This window comes from Agrobacterium bohemicum, from assembly GCF_001562555.1.
Classification (GTDB): Bacteria; Pseudomonadota; Alphaproteobacteria; order Rhizobiales; family Rhizobiaceae; genus Agrobacterium; species Agrobacterium bohemicum.
In genome coordinates this window covers 165,430-182,006 of record NZ_KQ961029.1, presented here as the reverse complement: position 1 = coordinate 182,006, position 16,577 = coordinate 165,430, and the positions used below count along the sequence as shown (strand labels likewise).

The following is a 16,577-nucleotide window of genomic DNA, read 5'->3' as shown; positions in this document are numbered from 1 at the left end:
AGATCAAAGCTTCCTGTGGGCAGGCGGCTTGAATGTGTTGTCGTCAAGGGGTGGGGCCGTTAGTCTGGTGTTCGTTTCTCGCAACACCAAACCGATATTGAAAAGCCATTGACGGACGTTCATTCCACTGCCTCGCTCATATCGGAAGAGAGCCGCGCTTCGGCGACTCCGATGATGGAGCAATATATCGAGATCAAGGCGAACAACCCCGGTTCGTTGCTGTTCTATCGCATGGGCGATTTCTACGAGCTTTTCTTCGATGATGCGGCTGAGGCGTCACGGGCGCTCGGGATTACGTTGACGAAACGGGGTCAGCATCTTGGCCAGGATATCCCGATGTGCGGCGTGCCGGTGCATGCGGCGGATGACTATCTGCAAAAACTCATCCTTCGCGGTTATCGCGTGGCGGTATGTGAGCAGACGGAAGACCCGGCGGAAGCGAAAAAACGTGGCTCTAAGTCCGTTGTACGGCGGGATGTCGTACGGCTCGTAACGCCGGGTACGCTGACGGAAGAAAAACTTCTGTCGCCGACGGAATCGAATTATCTGATGGCGCTCGCCCGTATCAGGGGCAGTGCAGAGGCACAATTTGCGCTAGCGTGGATCGATATCTCCACTGGCGTCTTCCGTCTGGCCGAGACGACGCTGACGCGGCTTCTGGCCGATATCTGGCGGATAGATCCACGCGAGCTGATCGTCGCAGATAGCCTGTTCCATGATGAAGAGCTGAAGCCGGTTTTTGATATGCTTGGCCGTGTGGCCGTGCCGCAGCCCGCCATTTTGTTTGATAGTGCGACATCGGAGGGTCGCATTGCACGTTACTTCGGCGTCTCTACGCTGGACGGTTTCGGGTCTTTCTCCCGCGTCGAGATGGCCGCTGCGGCTGCCGCAGTCGCTTACGTCGAGAAAACCCAGATTGCAGAGCGCCCGCCTCTCGCGGCACCGGAGCGCGAAAGTTCGGCCTCGACACTGTTCATCGATCCCGCCACGCGGGCCAATCTTGAGCTGACCAAAACGCTGTCAGGGGAACGGGATGGATCGCTGTTGCATGCGATCAACCGCACCGTCACCGGTGGCGGTGCGCGCCTTCTGGCTGAGCGATTGATGTCTCCTCTCACCGATGCGGACAGGATTAACGGGCGACTTGATGCGGTGGCCTATTTGCTGGATGACGTGTCCTTGTCCGATGGTCTCAGGGACGCGCTGAAACACGTTGCCGATATGCCGCGCGCCTTGTCACGTCTGGCGCTTGATCGAGGCGGGCCGCGTGATCTGGGCGCGATAAGACTTGGTCTGTACGCTGCTGCCAGGGTCGCTGAATTGCTGGATCAAGGCTTGTTGCCGGATGAGTTGGCAACGGCGCTTGCCTCTTTGAAAGCGCTACCGATCGAACTTGAAGCGATGCTTGGCGCGACGCTCGCGGACGAATTGCCTTTGCTTAAACGCGATGGTGGTTTCGTGCGGGAGGGTTCGAACCCCGAGCTGGATGAGATACGTGCGTTGCGCGACCAGTCCCGGCGGGTGATTGCCGGTCTACAGCTGCAATATTCCGAAGAAACGGGCATCAAATCGCTGAAGATCAAGCACAACAATGTGCTGGGATATTTCATCGAGGTGACCGCAGGCAATGCCGACGTGATGATGGCAAGTGCCGAGGCGAAAGCCCGTTTCATTCACCGCCAGACGATGGCGGGCGCTATGCGCTTTACCACTACCGAGCTTGCCGATCTGGAAAGCCGTATCGCCAATGCCGCCTCGCAGGCCCTCACGATAGAGTTGCAGGCTTTCACGCAAATGGTCGAGGCCGTTGTCTCGCACGCCGAAGCGATCAAGGCCGGGGCGTTGGCCTTGGCTTCCATTGATGTTGCAACAAGTCTTGCATGTCTTGCAGCAGAGCAGGCATATTGCCGTCCAGTGGTCGATGGTTCGATGATGTTCGACATCAAGGGTGGACGCCATCCCGTGGTGGAACAGGCATTGCGTCGCCAATCGACAGGCCCGTTCATTGCCAATCATTGCGATCTCTCGGCCGTCGGTGGCAACCGTAATGGCGCGATCTGGTTGCTGACCGGTCCCAATATGGGCGGTAAATCGACATTCCTGCGCCAGAATGCGTTGATTGCCATTCTCGGCCAGATTGGCTCTTTCGTCCCGGCAGAATCAGCCCATATCGGCATTGTCGATCGCCTGTTTTCGCGTGTCGGTGCATCGGATGATCTGGCTCGTGGTCGCTCGACCTTCATGGTGGAGATGGTGGAGACGGCGGCAATCCTCAATCAGGCGACGGATCGTTCGCTGGTTATCCTGGACGAGATCGGTCGCGGCACGGCAACCTTCGACGGTCTTTCCATCGCTTGGGCGGCGGTTGAGCACCTGCATGAGGTGAACCGCTGCCGTGGTTTGTTCGCCACCCACTTCCACGAACTGACGGTACTGTCTGAAAAGCTGGGTCGCCTGTCCAATGCCACCATGAAGGTGCGCGAATGGGAAGGTGACGTGATTTTCCTGCATGAGGTCGGGCCGGGTGCAGCAGATCGATCCTACGGTATTCAGGTGGCAAAACTTGCCGGTCTTCCGGCTTCCGTCGTTGAGCGGGCAAGGGCCGTTCTGACCCAGCTTGAGGATGCCGACCGGAAAAATCCGGCAAGTCAGCTGATCGATGATCTACCGCTGTTTCAGGTTGCCGTGCGACGCGAGGAAAGCCGCCCACAGGGCAATTCGAAGGTCGATGAGGCTTTGAAAGCGCTCAACCCGGACGAAATGACGCCACGAGAAGCGTTGGATGCGCTTTATGCGCTCAAGAAACAACTTGGCAAGGCTTAAAGACTTACAGTGCCTGTCCATCACGTTCAAAAATCGTTATAGGGCTATGCCGAAAGCATAGCCCATATGAAATGGATATCGGCATCAATGGCCACGAAAGACTTGGATTTTTCCACGATACTCGATGTTACGGCACTGAAACGCGAGTGTGAACGCGTCTTTCAGGGTGATGGGCAGCGTGTGGTCGATGTGCGATCCGACCTCCTGCCGATTTTTAAGAAGGCCAGTGCCCAAGGCCGAGAAAAAGCCCGTGAACTGTTGGATACGGAAGGCGGCGGCATTGATTGCGCCCGCCGGATTTCCTGGCTTCAGGATCGCTTGATCGAAGTGCTTTACGATCTGGCCTGCCAACATGTCTATCCCAATGACGCACCGAAAATCGCGATCACCGCAGTTGGTGGCTATGGGCGGGGAACATTGGCGCCAGGGTCAGATATCGATCTGTTGTTTCTGCTTCCGGTAAAAAATACGCCTGATATGAACAAGGCCATCGAGTTCGTTCTCTACATTCTGTGGGACATCGGCTTCAAGGTCGGCCACGCCACCCGCACGGTGGACGAGTGTATTCGCCTGTCCAAGGCCGATATGACCATCCGAACCGCCATTCTGGAAATGCGCGCCATTTGTGGTGCCCAAGTCCTTGCCGATGAGCTGGAGCGTCGTTTCGAGACCGAGGTTGTCACAAATAGCGGCCCTGAATTCATTGCTGCAAAGCTTGCCGAGCGCGATCAACGCCACCGCAAGGCAGGCGATACGCGATATCTGGTCGAGCCCAATGTCAAGGAAGGCAAGGGCGGTCTGCGCGATTTGCACACGCTGTTCTGGATTGCCAAATATTATTATCACGTGCGCGACACGGCAGAACTGGTAAAGCTTGGCGTCCTCTCCAAACGTGAGCTTAAGCTGTGCGAAAAGGCCGATGATTTCCTCTGGACCGTACGATGCCAGATGCATTTTATCACTGGCAAGGCAGAAGAGCGTCTGTCCTTCGACATCCAGCGCGAAATTGCAGCAGCACTGAATTATCAGCCGCGCCCCGGCCTCTCGGCTGTCGAGCGTTTCATGAAACACTACTTCCTGGTCGCCAAGGATGTGGGTGACCTTACGCGCATCCTGTGTGCGGCACTCGAGGATAAACAGGCCAAGGACGTGCCGGGTCTCTCCGGTGTGTTCAGCCGCTTTGCCCATCGTCTCCGTAAAATTCCGGGTTCTGACGAGTTCGTGGAAGATCGTGGCCGCATTGCGCTGGCCAATATCGATGTGTTTCGCACCGATCCGGTCAGCATTATCAGGCTGTTTCATGTGGCCGATATCAACAATCTCGAGCTCCACCCGGATGCTTTGCGGGTGGTCAGCCGTTCATTGGCTCTGATCAACCACGAACTTCGCGACAATGAAGAGGCGAACCGGCTCTTCCTGGCGATCCTGACCTCGCGGCGCGATCCGGCGCTGACATTACGCCGCATGAACGAGGCGGGAGTTCTTGGCAAATTCATCCCGGATTTCGGCAAGATCGTCGCGATGATGCAATTCAATATGTATCACCACTACACCGTCGACGAGCACCTCATCCGCTCCGTTGCGGTGCTGGCTGAAATCGATAACGGGCAGGCTGTCGATACACACCCGCTGGTCAACCGCTTGATGCCAGCTATCGAGGACCGCGATGTTCTTTATGTGGCTGTATTGCTGCATGACGTGGCCAAGGGCAGGCAGGAGGACCACTCCATTGCCGGTGCGAGGGTGGCGCGCAAGCTTTGCCAACGGTTCCGGTTGAGCAGCAAGCAGACCGAAACGGTGTTCTGGCTGATCGAGCAGCATCTGCTGATGTCCATGGTTGCACAGACCCGCGACCTGCATGACCGCAAGACGATCACGGATTTTGCCGACAAGGTGCAGTCCATGGAGCGGCTGAAAATGCTGCTGATCCTGACCGTCTGTGACATCAGGGCTGTCGGGCCGGATGTATGGAACGGCTGGAAGGGCCAGCTTTTGCGCACCCTCTATTACGAAACAGAACTTCTATTGTCTGGCGGCTTCTCTGAAACGTCGCGCAAGGAGCGCGCCAAAATTGCGCGAGAAGCACTTTACGACGCCTTGACCGACTGGGGACAGAAGGCGCGGCGCAAATATTCCGGCCTGCATTACGAGCCTTACCTGCTGTCTGTCGATCTTCAGGACCAAATCCGTCACACACGGTTTCTGCGCGAAACGGACAAGCGGGAACAGGCGATGTCCACCATGGTGCGCACGCATTCCTTCCACGCCATTACAGAAATTACGGTTCTTGCACCGGATCATCCCCGTCTCCTGTCCATCATAACAGGTGCCTGTGCGGCTGCGGGTGCCAACATCGCCGATGCGCAAATCTTCACCACTTCGGACGGGCGCGCGCTTGATACGATCCTCATCAACCGGGAATTTCCAATTGATGAAGACGAGACGCGTCGTGCCAACAACATCGGCAAGATGATCGAAGAGGTTCTGGCGGGCAAAAAGCGCATTCCGGAAATTATCGCGACCCGCACCAAGGGCCGCAAGAAGAGCAAGACATTCAACATCCCACCATCAGTCACCATTTCGAACGGGCTTTCCAACAAGTTCACGGTAATCGAAGTCGAATGCCTCGACCGCACGGGCCTGCTTGCGGATATGACGGCCGTGTTAGCGGATTTGTCGCTCGACATCACCTCCGCCCGCATCACCACCTTCGGCGAGAAGGTCATCGATACCTTTTATGTAACCGATCTCTTCGGCCAGAAGGTGATGACGGATAACCGTCAGGCGAGCATTGCGTCACGTCTGAAAGCGGTAATGGCCGAGCAGGAGGATGAATTGCGGGATCGGATGCCATCAGGCATCATAGCTCATCCCGATGTTGCGGCACTGCCGCCCGCACGAACGGCGAAGGCGTAAACATCCATGAGCCTGATTGGAAAATTCGCAACCGTCGGCACCGCGACCCTCGGTAGCCGCCTTTTCGGCTTCGCGCGTGAAATGTTGATGGCTGCTGCCGTCGGTACGGGTCCGGTGGCGGATGCCTTCAATGCGGCGTTTCGTTTCCCCAATACGTTCCGCCGACTGTTTGCCGAAGGCGCGTTCAATTCTGCCTTCGTGCCGCTTTTTGCCAAGGAAATCGAGGCCAACGGTATGGAGGGTGCAAAGCGCTTTTCGGAAGAGGTCTTCGGTGTCCTGTTCACTGTCTTGATGGCGCTGACGATCCTCATGGAACTGTCGATGCCGTTCATCGTGCGAACAGTCATTGCTCCGGGCTTCGTTGAGGACGCCGTCAAATTCGATAATACCGTGCGCCTTGCAACCATCATGTTTCCCTATCTCGCCTGCATGTCCCTGGCGGCTATGATGGGCGGTATGTTGAACTCGCTGCATCGTTATTTTGCCGCGGCCATCGCGCCAGTATTTCTCAATATCATCCTGATCGGCGTACTCGGTTTTGCCTGGTGGAAGAGCTACGATCCGCTTCAGGTGGGTTATGCCCTGTCCTGGGGCGTGATGGCGGCCGGTTTCGTGCAACTGGCCATCGTCTGGATTGCCGTGCGCAATGCCGGTATCAAGATCGGCTTTCGCCGTCCTCGCATGACCGGAAACGTCAAACGCCTGCTGGTTCTGGCTCTGCCTGCCGCAATCACCGGCGGCATCACTCAGATCAATCTGTTGATCAACACCAATATTGCATCGGGCAAAGAGGGCGTTATCTCCTCGCTGGCTTACGCGGATCGCATCTATCAGCTTCCACTTGGCGTCGTCGGCATTGCCGTGGCCACCGTGCTGTTGCCGGAACTCGCCCGCGCTTTGCGCGGTGGTCATCAGGTAGAAGCCGCCAATTTACAGAACCGCTCAGTCGAATTCGTCATGTTCCTGACGCTGCCAGCCGCAGCCGCCCTGCTTGTCATGGCCGAACCTATCGTGCGGTTTCTGTATGAGCGCGGCAACTTCTCCGCATCGGCAACTGGAACGGTCGCTGAAATTCTTGGTATTTACGGGTTGGGTCTTCCCGCCTTCGTTCTGATCAAGGCTTTCATTCCCGGCTTTTTCGCCCGCGAAGATACCCGTACACCAATGATCTTTGCGGCGATTTCTGTTATCGTCAACGTGTCGATGGCGCTTACCCTTTTTCCATCCTATGGCGGACCCGGCATTGCTACAGCTGAAATTACCGCAGGCTGGGTCAATGCCGCACTTCTCTTCGGCATGCTGCTCTGGCGGGGACACTGGAAAATTGACATTCCGCTTCTGACCCGCATTCCGCGGCTTTTGTTTGCAGCCGGGGTCATGGCCATCGCCATCCATTACGCACTGGCCTATCTCGCCTTCGAACTGTCGTCTGCGTCCTCAATTGTGGTGCGGGCCGGAACACTCGTAACTCTCGTTTTAGCATCCATGGTCCTTTATTTCGGACTTGCCTTCCTGACTGGCGGTGCCAATCTCGGCATGGTCAAACGGGGGTTGAAGCGGCGACAGGCGAAAACGGAAAGTCAGGTAGACCCCACTGAAGCCCCTTGATTGCAGGCTGTTGCGGGTGCATAAGCGCCACCAATTTGAAACGCGGGGCAAGGCCCTCCACAAGCCTTTTCGAGGACGATCATGAACGCATTCAAGCCACTGGTTTTCTCAGGCGTCCAGCCAACCGGAAACCTTCACCTCGGCAACTATCTCGGTGCCATCCGCAAATTCGTCGCTCTGCAGGAAGACAATGATTGCATTTATTGCGTGGTTGATATGCATGCGATCACCGCGCAACTCGTGCACGCCGACCTGAAGTCTCAGACGCGCTCGATTGCCGCCGCCTTCATCGCGGCGGGTATTGATCCGGTCAAGCAAATCGTTTTCAATCAATCCGCCGTGCCGCAGCATGCCGAACTGGCATGGGTGTTCAACTGCGTGGCGCGCATCGGCTGGATGGAGCGGATGACGCAGTTCAAGGACAAATCAGGCAAGAACACCGAACAGGTTTCGCTTGGTTTGCTGGCATACCCAAGCCTGATGGCAGCCGATATTCTCGTGTATCGTGCAACACACGTACCTGTAGGCGATGATCAGAAGCAGCATCTCGAGCTCGCCCGCGATATTGCGCAGAAATTCAATATCGATTTCAGCGATCACATCCGTCCGACCGGTCTCGGCGTCGATATCACGGTTGGCGATGAGCCCGTGCATGCGTATTTCCCGATGGTGGAACCCTTGATCGGCGGTCCGGCGCCGCGTGTCATGTCCTTGAAGGATGGTACGAAGAAAATGTCTAAGTCCGATCCCTCCGATCTGTCGCGCATCAACCTTATGGATGATGTCGATGCGATCTCGAAAAAGATCAGGAAGGCAAAGACAGACCCCGATGCGCTGCCAAGTGAAGTGGATGGCCTGAAGGGGCGTGCCGAGGCTGAAAACCTGATAGGCATTTATGCGGCTTTGTCCGACCGGACCAAGGCAGACGTTTTGGCAGAATTCGGGGGGCAGCAGTTCTCCGCATTCAAACCGGCTCTGGTTGATCTCGCGGTCAATGTCCTTGCCCCCATCAACGGAGAAATGCGTCGCTTGCTTGACGATGTCAGTCACATCGATGGAATTCTGAAACAGGGCGGCGAGCGGGCAGGGGTGATCGCTGAAAAGACGATGAACGAAGTCCGCGATATCATCGGGTTCCTGCGCTGACGCTCAGACATTTCTCTCGGTAAACAACATGTTTAAATCTCGGGATTTGATATAATGTCGCCCGAGCCATCGGGCGGTTTGTCCTGCCGCGACGAATAGAGGAGTACGCAATGGTATCGAAACGGCTTTCGCGTCTCGAAGGACACCGCCGCAAGTTTCTAGCTGTCATCGATGGAACGCCAGAGTGCGAAAGGGCCGTTCACTATGCGGGTCGCCGTGCAAAAAACTCCAATGGCGCGCTCGTGCTTCTCTATGTGATCCCGGAAGGCGATTTCCAGCAATGGCTCGGCGTCGAGCAGATCATGCGCGCCGAAGCGCGAGAAGAAGCTGAAGCATCCTTGGCCAAGGTGGCGCAAAAGGTGCGCGAAAGCGTTGGAATGGAGCCGGAATCTGTGATCCGAGAAGGCAATGCCGCCGAACAGATTCACGGCTTGATCGATGAGGACCGGGATATCGCCATTCTCGTGCTTGCGGCGGGATCGACCAAAGAAGGGCCTGGGCCATTGGTGTCCTCCATCGCGGGGCGGGGTGCTGCATTTCCGATCCCGGTGACGGTTTTACCAGATACTCTCACGGATGAAGAAATCGACGCTCTCTGCTGATTATCAGATTTCTTGAATGTGTTTATCATGTCAGGACTTGAAGTTGATCTTCGTCCGGCGTATTTTGGAAGTATTCTAAATTGCGGGATGTCGATGGCGTATCCCGAAGGAGATTGCAATGTTCATTCAGACGGAATCCACGCCGAACCCGGCAACGCTGAAGTTTCTTCCAGGCAAAGTCGTTTTGGAAAGTGGCACGGCTGAATTCCTGAATGCCGCGCAGGCGCAAGCCTCGCCGCTGGCTGCAGTCTTGTTCGAAATTCCGGGTGTGACAGGCGTCTATTACGGCTTTGATTTCATCACCGTATCAAAGGACGGCGCCGAGTGGCAGCATCTGAAGCCGGCAATTCTCGGTTCGATCATGGAACATTTCATGTCCGGTCGCCCGCTGATGGGAACGGCTGTTGCCGCCGAAATCTCCGATGAGGAAGAAGAGTTCTTCGAAGCCGGTGACGAGACTATCGTTGCCACCATCAAGGAACTTCTCGAAACACGTGTTCGGCCTGCTGTTGCACAAGATGGCGGCGATATCACCTTCCGCGGTTTCCGCGATGGCACTGTGTTCCTCAACATGAAGGGTGCATGCTCCGGTTGCCCGTCTTCCACTGCAACGCTGAAACACGGCGTACAGAACCTTTTGCGCCATTTCGTTCCAGAAGTGCAAGAAGTCGAAGCCGTCTGAAAGAGGACGGCTCATCCCATGATCGTTCTTTCCATCGACACGTCAGGTGTGGATTGCTCTGCCTGCCTTTATGACAGCGCAGCGGATGTTGTGCTGGGCGAAGTGACAGAAAATATCGGCAAGGGCCATGCGGAACTGCTGATGGGTATTATCGACGGTGCTTTGCTGCAGGCCTCCTTGGCGTTGAAAGATGTTGAGCGGATTGCTGTCACCATCGGTCCCGGGTCTTTTACCGGCATTCGCGTGGGCGTGGCTGCGGCTCGAGGGTTCGCGCTTTCGCTAGGTATCGAGGCGGTGGGCATCACGACTTTGGAAACACTGGCGGCGCAACACCATTCTCAAAATCCTGGGCTGTCGGTTGCTGTCGGGCTCGATGCCAAGCGTGACGAAGCCTATCTCCAGACCTTCGCCCCAGATGGATCGCCCACCGGCGAGGCAGCACTCCTGTCACTCGAAGAGGCGAAATCAGCACTTGCAGGCTTTGCTGGCACCGTCATCGGCTCTGCTGCACCGCTTTTTATTGGCGGGGAAACAGGCTCCGGGCCGGACCGGTTTGCGATTGTAACCGTTGCCCGTCTGGGCGCGAAAAAGCCACAGGGCATGCCAAAACCTGCGCCGCTGTATCTGCGTGGACCAGACGCCAAACCACAGTCAGGTTTTGCACTGGAACGACGTCCGGTTGCCTGATAGGGCCATTCAGAGTTTGGATGCGGATGATTCCTTTCGATGTTTGACGATTACCTGAGCTGGAAACCTTACTTCGAGATCGTGACCATGGTTCACGGCGACTGTGTCGAGGTTGCCGAGTTGCATAGCGCGCGGTTCTCACGTCCCTGGAATGACGGCGAGTTTTCAGGTCTGCTCAGCCAGAGTAGCGTTTTTGGTGCAGTCGCACGCCAGACCAACGCCTTTTTCAGCAAGCCGATGGGCGGCTTCGTTTTGTCGCGAGAGGCGGGCGGTGAGGCCGAAATTCTAACCGTTGCTGTCAGTGAAAAGTTCGCACGCGCCGGTCTTGGTTGGCGGCTGATGCAGGCGGCCATGCGTGAGGCGGAGATGCGCGGTGCTGAAACCATGTTTCTGGAAGTCGATGGCGGTAACGCCTCTGCGGTGGGGCTTTATAGAAAGCTGGGCTTTAAAACCGTGGCTGAACGGCAGGCCTACTATACTGCCAAGGATGGTACGAAATCGACGGCGCTTGTCATGCGTCGTGATCTTCGTTAGTTCGTTGTAACGATTGCACAGCGCCTGAGCGCCATTCCAACGGAAGCACCTGAGAGTTACAAGACGTGATAGACCTTTCGAAAACGCTGGAAGAACTATGTGCCGAGCGCGGTATGCGCATGACCGATCAGCGTCGTGTGATTGCCCGCGTCTTACAGGAATCCGAAGACCATCCGGATGTCGAGGAGCTTTATCGTCGCTCGTCAACCGTCGATCCCCGCATCTCGATTTCTACAGTCTATCGCACGGTCAAGCTTTTTGAGGATGCAGGCATCATCGAACGTCATGATTTCCGCGATGGCCGCTCGCGTTATGAAACCATGCCGGAAGAGCATCACGATCACCTGATCGACTTGAAGAACAGCGTCGTCATTGAGTTTCGCTCTGCCGAAATTGAAGCGCTTCAGGAAAAGATTGCGCGTGAACATGGTTTCAAGCTGGTGGATCACAGGCTCGAACTTTACGGCGTGCCGCTGAAGCCCGAAGATGGCTGAGCCAGACATGGTGCCACGGAGCGGATGAAGCGATGATGTGGCTGCGAGTGATGTATTTCACCATCGTTCTGACACTGGTCACGCTGGTGCTGTTGCCGGTGCAACTTGTTGCCCTTCATTTTGATTGGCCGATCCGCCGCCGCCTCCCGCGGTTTTGGCACAGGGTGGCCTGTCATCTGCTCGGCATAAAGGTTCACATCCATGGCGAGGTGGAGCGTGCCAAGCCTCTGCTGTTGGCGGTCAATCATGTGTCGTGGACCGACATCATGGTTTTGGGCAGCACTGCCGACGTGGTTTTCATCGCCAAGACAGAAGTGCGTGACTGGCCGGTCTTCGGTGTGTTGGCCCGTCTGCAAAAAACGATTTTCGTCACACGTGATCAGAAGCGCAATGCCGGCGAGCAGGTCAACGACATCGCGCAGCGCATGGCAAATGGTGAAATCGTTCTTCTTTTTCCCGAGGGAACGACGTCGGACGGCAATCGACTTCTTCCGATCAAATCTTCCCTTTTTGGCGCGGCCTCCAGTGCGGCCGAGCAGGTGCCCGGGCAGATGGTGCATGTGCAGCCGGTGGCGGTTGCCTATACCGGCATCCAGGGCATGGCGATGGGTCGTTATCACCGCCCAGTTGCTGCATGGCCGGGAAGCATCGAACTGGTGCCGTCATTTTTTGGTATCATGAAAGCAGGCACCATCGATGTCGACGTCTCTTTCGGGGAGGCGATTTCATTCCGCCGTGGCGATAATCGCAAGACATTGAGCGCCGATGCGACAACCTCTATCCGCACCATGTTGAATTTCAGTTTGCGCGGCGGATGGCGAAAGTCTCGTTGATTGTGCATTTTTCTGTTTAACATGGTGCTTTAAAACATTAGATAACGGCCATGACCCAGGAATTGATCGGCCTTGAAGCCAACCCACCCGCCCTTCGCGAGGGCGCAAACAGCCGCAAGGTCTTCATCAAGACCTATGGCTGCCAAATGAACGTCTATGATTCCGTTCGCATGGGCGATGCTCTGGCAAAGGACGGCTACGAGCCGACCGAGGATATCAACGAGGCAGATCTCGTTCTTCTCAACACCTGTCATATCCGGGAAAGAGCTGCGGAAAAGGTCTATTCCGCGCTGGGTCGCCTACGGGATATGAAGACCTCCCGTGCGGAACAGGGCCGCGAATTCATGATCGGCGTTGCGGGTTGTGTGGCGCAGGCGGAGGGCGATGAAATTCTGCGCCGTGCGCCAGCGGTGGACGTTGTCATCGGTCCGCAAACTTACCATCGCTTGCCGGAAGCACTGCGGCGCGCCCGCGGTGGTGAGCGTGTCATCGAAACGGAATATGCAGTCGAAGACAAGTTCGAGCATTTGCCTGTCGCGGAAAAGGCAAAAATCCGGGCGCGTGGTGTCACGGCTTTTTTGACGGTGCAAGAAGGGTGCGACAAGTTCTGTACCTTCTGCGTGGTGCCTTACACGCGGGGGTCTGAAGTCTCGCGGCCCGTGCAGCAGATCGTTGATGAAGCAATGAGGTTGGTCGATTCTGGCGTGCGGGAGATCACGCTGCTTGGCCAGAACGTCAACGCCTGGCGGTCATCGGGCCCCAATGGCGAGCAATGGGGACTTGCGGAGCTGCTGTATCGGCTGGCGGAAATTCCTGGTATCGCCCGCTTGCGGTACACCACCAGCCACCCGCGAGACATGGACGATCAACTGATCGAAGCTCATCGTGATCTCCGCATTTTGATGCCTTATCTGCATCTCCCGGTACAATCGGGCTCCGACGTGATCCTGAAAGCCATGAACCGGCGCCACACCGGCGAAGAGTATATTAGGCTTGTCGAAAAGATTCGCGCAGCCCGCCCTGATATCGCTATGTCCGGGGATTTTATTGTCGGTTTCCCTGGCGAGACGGATCAGGATTTTGCCGATACCCTCGCCATCGTGGAGCAGGTGAAATACGCGCAGGCCTTTTCATTCAAATATTCCACGCGTCCCGGCACACCTGGTGCAGATTTGATCGATCAGGTGCCGGAAGACGTAAAAAGTGAGCGGCTTGAACGTTTGCAGGCTTTGCTATTGAAACAACAGCATGAATTTGCCGGTTCGCTGGTTGGCAAGACGATGGATGTGTTGCTGGAAAAGCCCGGTCGCATGCCGGGGCAGTTGATTGGACGATCTCCTTGGCTGCAATCTGTGAATCTTGATGCAAACGACATGAAAATCGGCGACATTGTTCATGTGCGAATCACCGCAACGGGTCCAAACAGCTTGTTTGCCGAGGTGGCAGACAGCGAGAGTGGGGACCGACACTGACTTTGGACGGGAGCCTGACCGCTTGAACGCACACGAATTGGTATCACCCCCATCGCGCCAGCCACGCCCAGCCGCGACCGACGCCAATCACTTCGTCCTCACGTTCGAGAATAACAGGATAGCCGGAGAGCTGTTCGGTCAGTTCGATCAAAACCTGAAACTGCTAGAACAGCGCCTTAACATCGACGTACGCCCCCGCGGTAATTCGGTTGCCATCACCGGGGATCTCGTTGCTACCAACCAGGCGCGCCGCGCGCTGGACATGCTCTATGAGCGCCTTTTGAAAGGCGGAACAGTCGAGGTATCTGACGTTGAAGGTGCCATTCGCATGGCGATGGCGGCGGACGATCAGTTGATCCTACCGACCATGGAGCGCAAAGCCAAAATCTCCATGGCTCAGATTTCCACTCGCAAGAAAACCATCGCCGCTCGTACGCCGACACAGGATGTCTATATGCGAGCGCTGGAACAGTCGGAGCTGGTCTTTGGCGTAGGGCCTGCAGGTACGGGTAAGACCTATCTAGCCGTAGCGCATGCAGCGCAATTGCTGGAACGTGGCGCGGTTGATCGGATCATTCTGTCGCGTCCAGCGGTCGAGGCCGGTGAGCGTCTGGGCTTTCTTCCCGGCGACATGAAAGAAAAGGTCGATCCCTATCTGCGGCCGCTCTATGACGCACTGTATGACATGATGCCGGGCGATAAGGTTGAGCGTGCCATTCAGGCCGGAGTCATCGAAATTGCTCCACTGGCTTTCATGCGTGGGCGCACACTTGCCAATGCGGTCGTCATCCTCGATGAAGCTCAGAACACCACAACGATGCAGATGAAGATGTTTCTGACGCGCCTAGGTGAAAAAGGCCGCATGATCGTCACCGGTGACCCAAGCCAGGTGGACTTGCCGCGTGGCATGAAGTCTGGCCTTGTGGACGCCTTGCAAATCCTCACGGATGTCGAGGGTGTGTCCGTCGTTCGCTTCAAGGATGTGGACGTCGTTCGCCACCCTATGGTCGCACGTATCGTCCGCGCCTATGAAGCGCAGACCGCCGTGCCGGATGAAAGCCTTCCAAGAGGCAATTGAAGCAGGACATGACGTCACTCGATATTCAGATCAGCGTCGAGGCCGAGAACTGGCCATCGGAAGATGAACTTTTGGTGTTGACCAGCCGGGTCCTGAACCCGGCTGTCGATTTTTTGAAGGCGGAAGAAAAGCAGCCTTTTCCAAAAACGCCTACGGAACTGTCACTTGTCTTTACCGATGACGCCTCGATCCGTGAGATCAATGCGGAGTGGCGTGAGAAGGACACGCCGACGAATGTGTTGTCTTTTCCAGCCTATCCGCTGGAACCGGGCGGCATGCCGGGGCCGATGTTGGGTGATATCGTCATCGCGCATGAAACTGTGGAGCGAGAAGCCCTTGATCTGGACAAGAGTTTCGAGGATCATCTGACGCATCTTCTGGTGCATGGCTTTCTGCATCTTTTCGGCTACGATCATACGGACACCGAAGAGGCGGAAGAAATGGAAGGGCTCGAGACTCGCATTTTGGCGAAGCTTGGTCTATCTGATCCCTACGCGGGTCAAGAGCCGCTTTGAATTAACAGTTTGGGACCATGAACGAAAATTCTGCACGACCGGCCCAAGAGGCCAAAGAAACCGGGGAGCAATCCTCATCGGAGGAGGGCAGTAGTCCCTTACGATCCGAATACCACTTCAAACCCAGAGCGTCCCTCTGGTCTCGCATCTCGCGGCTGTTAAAGCCGTCGCACGGCGAGCGTCTGCGTGAAGACATTACCGACGCGCTGATGACCGATACCGAAATCGGTGCCGCGTTTACGCCCGAAGAGCGGGCGATGCTCAATAATATTCTGCGTTTCAGAGAGGTCCGCGTTGAGGACATCATGATCCCGCGCGTCGATATCGACGGTCTCGATCAGGATATGACCGTTGGCGAGGCGATGATCCTGTTTGAAGAAACCGGTCGTTCGCGCATGCCTGTCTATGACGAGACGCTGGATAACCCCAAGGGTATGATCCATATTCGCGATCTTCTGTCTTTCATTGGCAAGCAGGCGCGAAATAAACGCCGCGTGGGCTCGCGTGCAACGGCCGCGGCCGATGTTAAAGCTGCAAAGTCGCCACGTGCCAATTTCGATCTTGCCCGAGTCGATCTGGAAAAAACACTCGCAGAAGCCGGTCTGGTCCGCAAAATCCTGTTCGTACCGTCTTCCATGCTGGCCTCAGCCCTGTTGAAAACCATGCAGGCCCAGCGCACGCAGCTTGCGCTCGTGATTGATGAATATGGCGGAACTGATGGCCTCGTCAGCCACGAAGACATTGTCGAGATGGTGATCGGTGATATTGATGACGAGCATGACAAGGACGAGACGATGTTCTCCCGCCTTTCCGCTGGTGTTCTGATTGCCGATGCACGTGCCGAGTTGACAGAACTGGCCGAAGCTATTGGCCCCGATTTCGATGTTCGTGAGCATCTTGAGGAAATAGACACTTTGGGCGGTCTCATTTTCTTCGCCCTTGGTCGCATTCCGGTAAAGGGTGAAGTCGTTCGGGCGGTGTCCGGTTTTGAATTCCATATTCTCGACGCCGATTCGCGCCGCATCAAAGGCGTTCGTATCGTCCGCAACCAGTCCTCTGAGGGCGAGGATGATCAGGCCCCTGCCGAGGCTACAAGTGAAGTGGTTCTCGCTTTGCCACCGCCCTCAAACCGTGCGGATAACGCTTCGGCCTGATGTGCGAGCAATGTTCATGATTTGAGTGCCGCA

Annotated in this window: 14 protein-coding genes; all 14 read left to right on the top strand. The window is 56.2% G+C overall.

Translation table 11 applies throughout. From position 1 onward, the window contains the following. Positions 1 to 171: 171 nt before the first annotated feature. The 14 genes from mutS to ATO67_RS12985 all read left to right on the top strand — a co-directional run bounded on the left by mutS (position 172) and on the right by ATO67_RS12985 (position 16,544). Entirely contained in the window at positions 172 to 2,823 is a 2,652-nt protein-coding gene (gene mutS, locus ATO67_RS13050; RefSeq protein ID WP_106404957.1) for a DNA mismatch repair protein MutS, read from the top strand. A gap of 87 nt (positions 2,824 to 2,910) precedes the next feature. Next, entirely contained in the window at positions 2,911 to 5,739 is a 2,829-nt protein-coding gene (locus ATO67_RS13045) for a [protein-PII] uridylyltransferase (RefSeq protein ID WP_082760256.1), read from the top strand. 6 nt (positions 5,740 to 5,745) lie between these two features. Continuing rightward, positions 5,746 to 7,347: a murein biosynthesis integral membrane protein MurJ gene (murJ, locus tag ATO67_RS13040; protein WP_067649572.1), complete on the top strand. Its 1,602-nt coding sequence runs from the start codon at positions 5,746 to 5,748 to the stop codon at positions 7,345 to 7,347. An 81-nt stretch (positions 7,348 to 7,428) separates the two neighbouring features. Continuing rightward, positions 7,429 to 8,493 (top strand): tryptophan--tRNA ligase, encoded by a 1,065-nt coding sequence (gene trpS, locus ATO67_RS13035; protein WP_067649570.1) that lies wholly within the window; start codon positions 7,429 to 7,431, stop codon positions 8,491 to 8,493. Between the two features lie 110 nt (positions 8,494 to 8,603). After that, positions 8,604 to 9,095: a universal stress protein gene (locus ATO67_RS13030; RefSeq protein ID WP_067649568.1), complete on the top strand. Its 492-nt coding sequence runs from the start codon at positions 8,604 to 8,606 to the stop codon at positions 9,093 to 9,095. 118 nt (positions 9,096 to 9,213) lie between these two features. After that, positions 9,214 to 9,777, top strand: coding sequence for a NifU family protein (locus ATO67_RS13025; RefSeq protein WP_062451583.1), 564 nt, complete (start codon positions 9,214 to 9,216; stop codon positions 9,775 to 9,777). Positions 9,778 to 9,795: 18 nt separating this feature from the next. Continuing rightward, positions 9,796 to 10,464 (top strand): tRNA (adenosine(37)-N6)-threonylcarbamoyltransferase complex dimerization subunit type 1 TsaB, encoded by a 669-nt coding sequence (gene tsaB / locus ATO67_RS13020; RefSeq protein ID WP_067649563.1) that lies wholly within the window; start codon positions 9,796 to 9,798, stop codon positions 10,462 to 10,464. Between the two features lie 39 nt (positions 10,465 to 10,503). Continuing rightward, entirely contained in the window at positions 10,504 to 10,998 is a 495-nt protein-coding gene (locus tag ATO67_RS13015) for a GNAT family N-acetyltransferase (RefSeq protein ID WP_067649561.1), read from the top strand. Positions 10,999 to 11,111: 113 nt separating this feature from the next. Beyond that, on the top strand, positions 11,112 to 11,492 hold the full coding sequence (locus ATO67_RS13010) for a Fur family transcriptional regulator (RefSeq protein WP_425352212.1): 381 nt from the start codon (positions 11,112 to 11,114) through the stop codon (positions 11,490 to 11,492). A 32-nt stretch (positions 11,493 to 11,524) separates the two neighbouring features. Then, positions 11,525 to 12,325 (top strand): lyso-ornithine lipid O-acyltransferase, encoded by an 801-nt coding sequence (olsA, locus tag ATO67_RS13005; RefSeq protein ID WP_067649555.1) that lies wholly within the window; start codon positions 11,525 to 11,527, stop codon positions 12,323 to 12,325. 50 nt (positions 12,326 to 12,375) lie between these two features. After that, positions 12,376 to 13,797: a tRNA (N6-isopentenyl adenosine(37)-C2)-methylthiotransferase MiaB gene (miaB, locus tag ATO67_RS13000; RefSeq protein ID WP_067649552.1), complete on the top strand. Its 1,422-nt coding sequence runs from the start codon at positions 12,376 to 12,378 to the stop codon at positions 13,795 to 13,797. A 22-nt stretch (positions 13,798 to 13,819) separates the two neighbouring features. Continuing rightward, complete coding sequence (locus ATO67_RS12995) at positions 13,820 to 14,875, top strand: PhoH family protein (protein ID WP_067649549.1); 1,056 nt, start codon at positions 13,820 to 13,822, stop codon at positions 14,873 to 14,875. Between the two features lie 8 nt (positions 14,876 to 14,883). Continuing rightward, the gene (ybeY, locus tag ATO67_RS12990; protein WP_067649862.1) at positions 14,884 to 15,390 is read left to right on the top strand and encodes an rRNA maturation RNase YbeY; all 507 of its coding nucleotides are present in this window, start codon (positions 14,884 to 14,886) and stop codon (positions 15,388 to 15,390) included. Between the two features lie 17 nt (positions 15,391 to 15,407). Then, positions 15,408 to 16,544, top strand: coding sequence for a hemolysin family protein (locus tag ATO67_RS12985; protein WP_067649546.1), 1,137 nt, complete (start codon positions 15,408 to 15,410; stop codon positions 16,542 to 16,544). Positions 16,545 to 16,577: the final 33 nt, after the last annotated feature.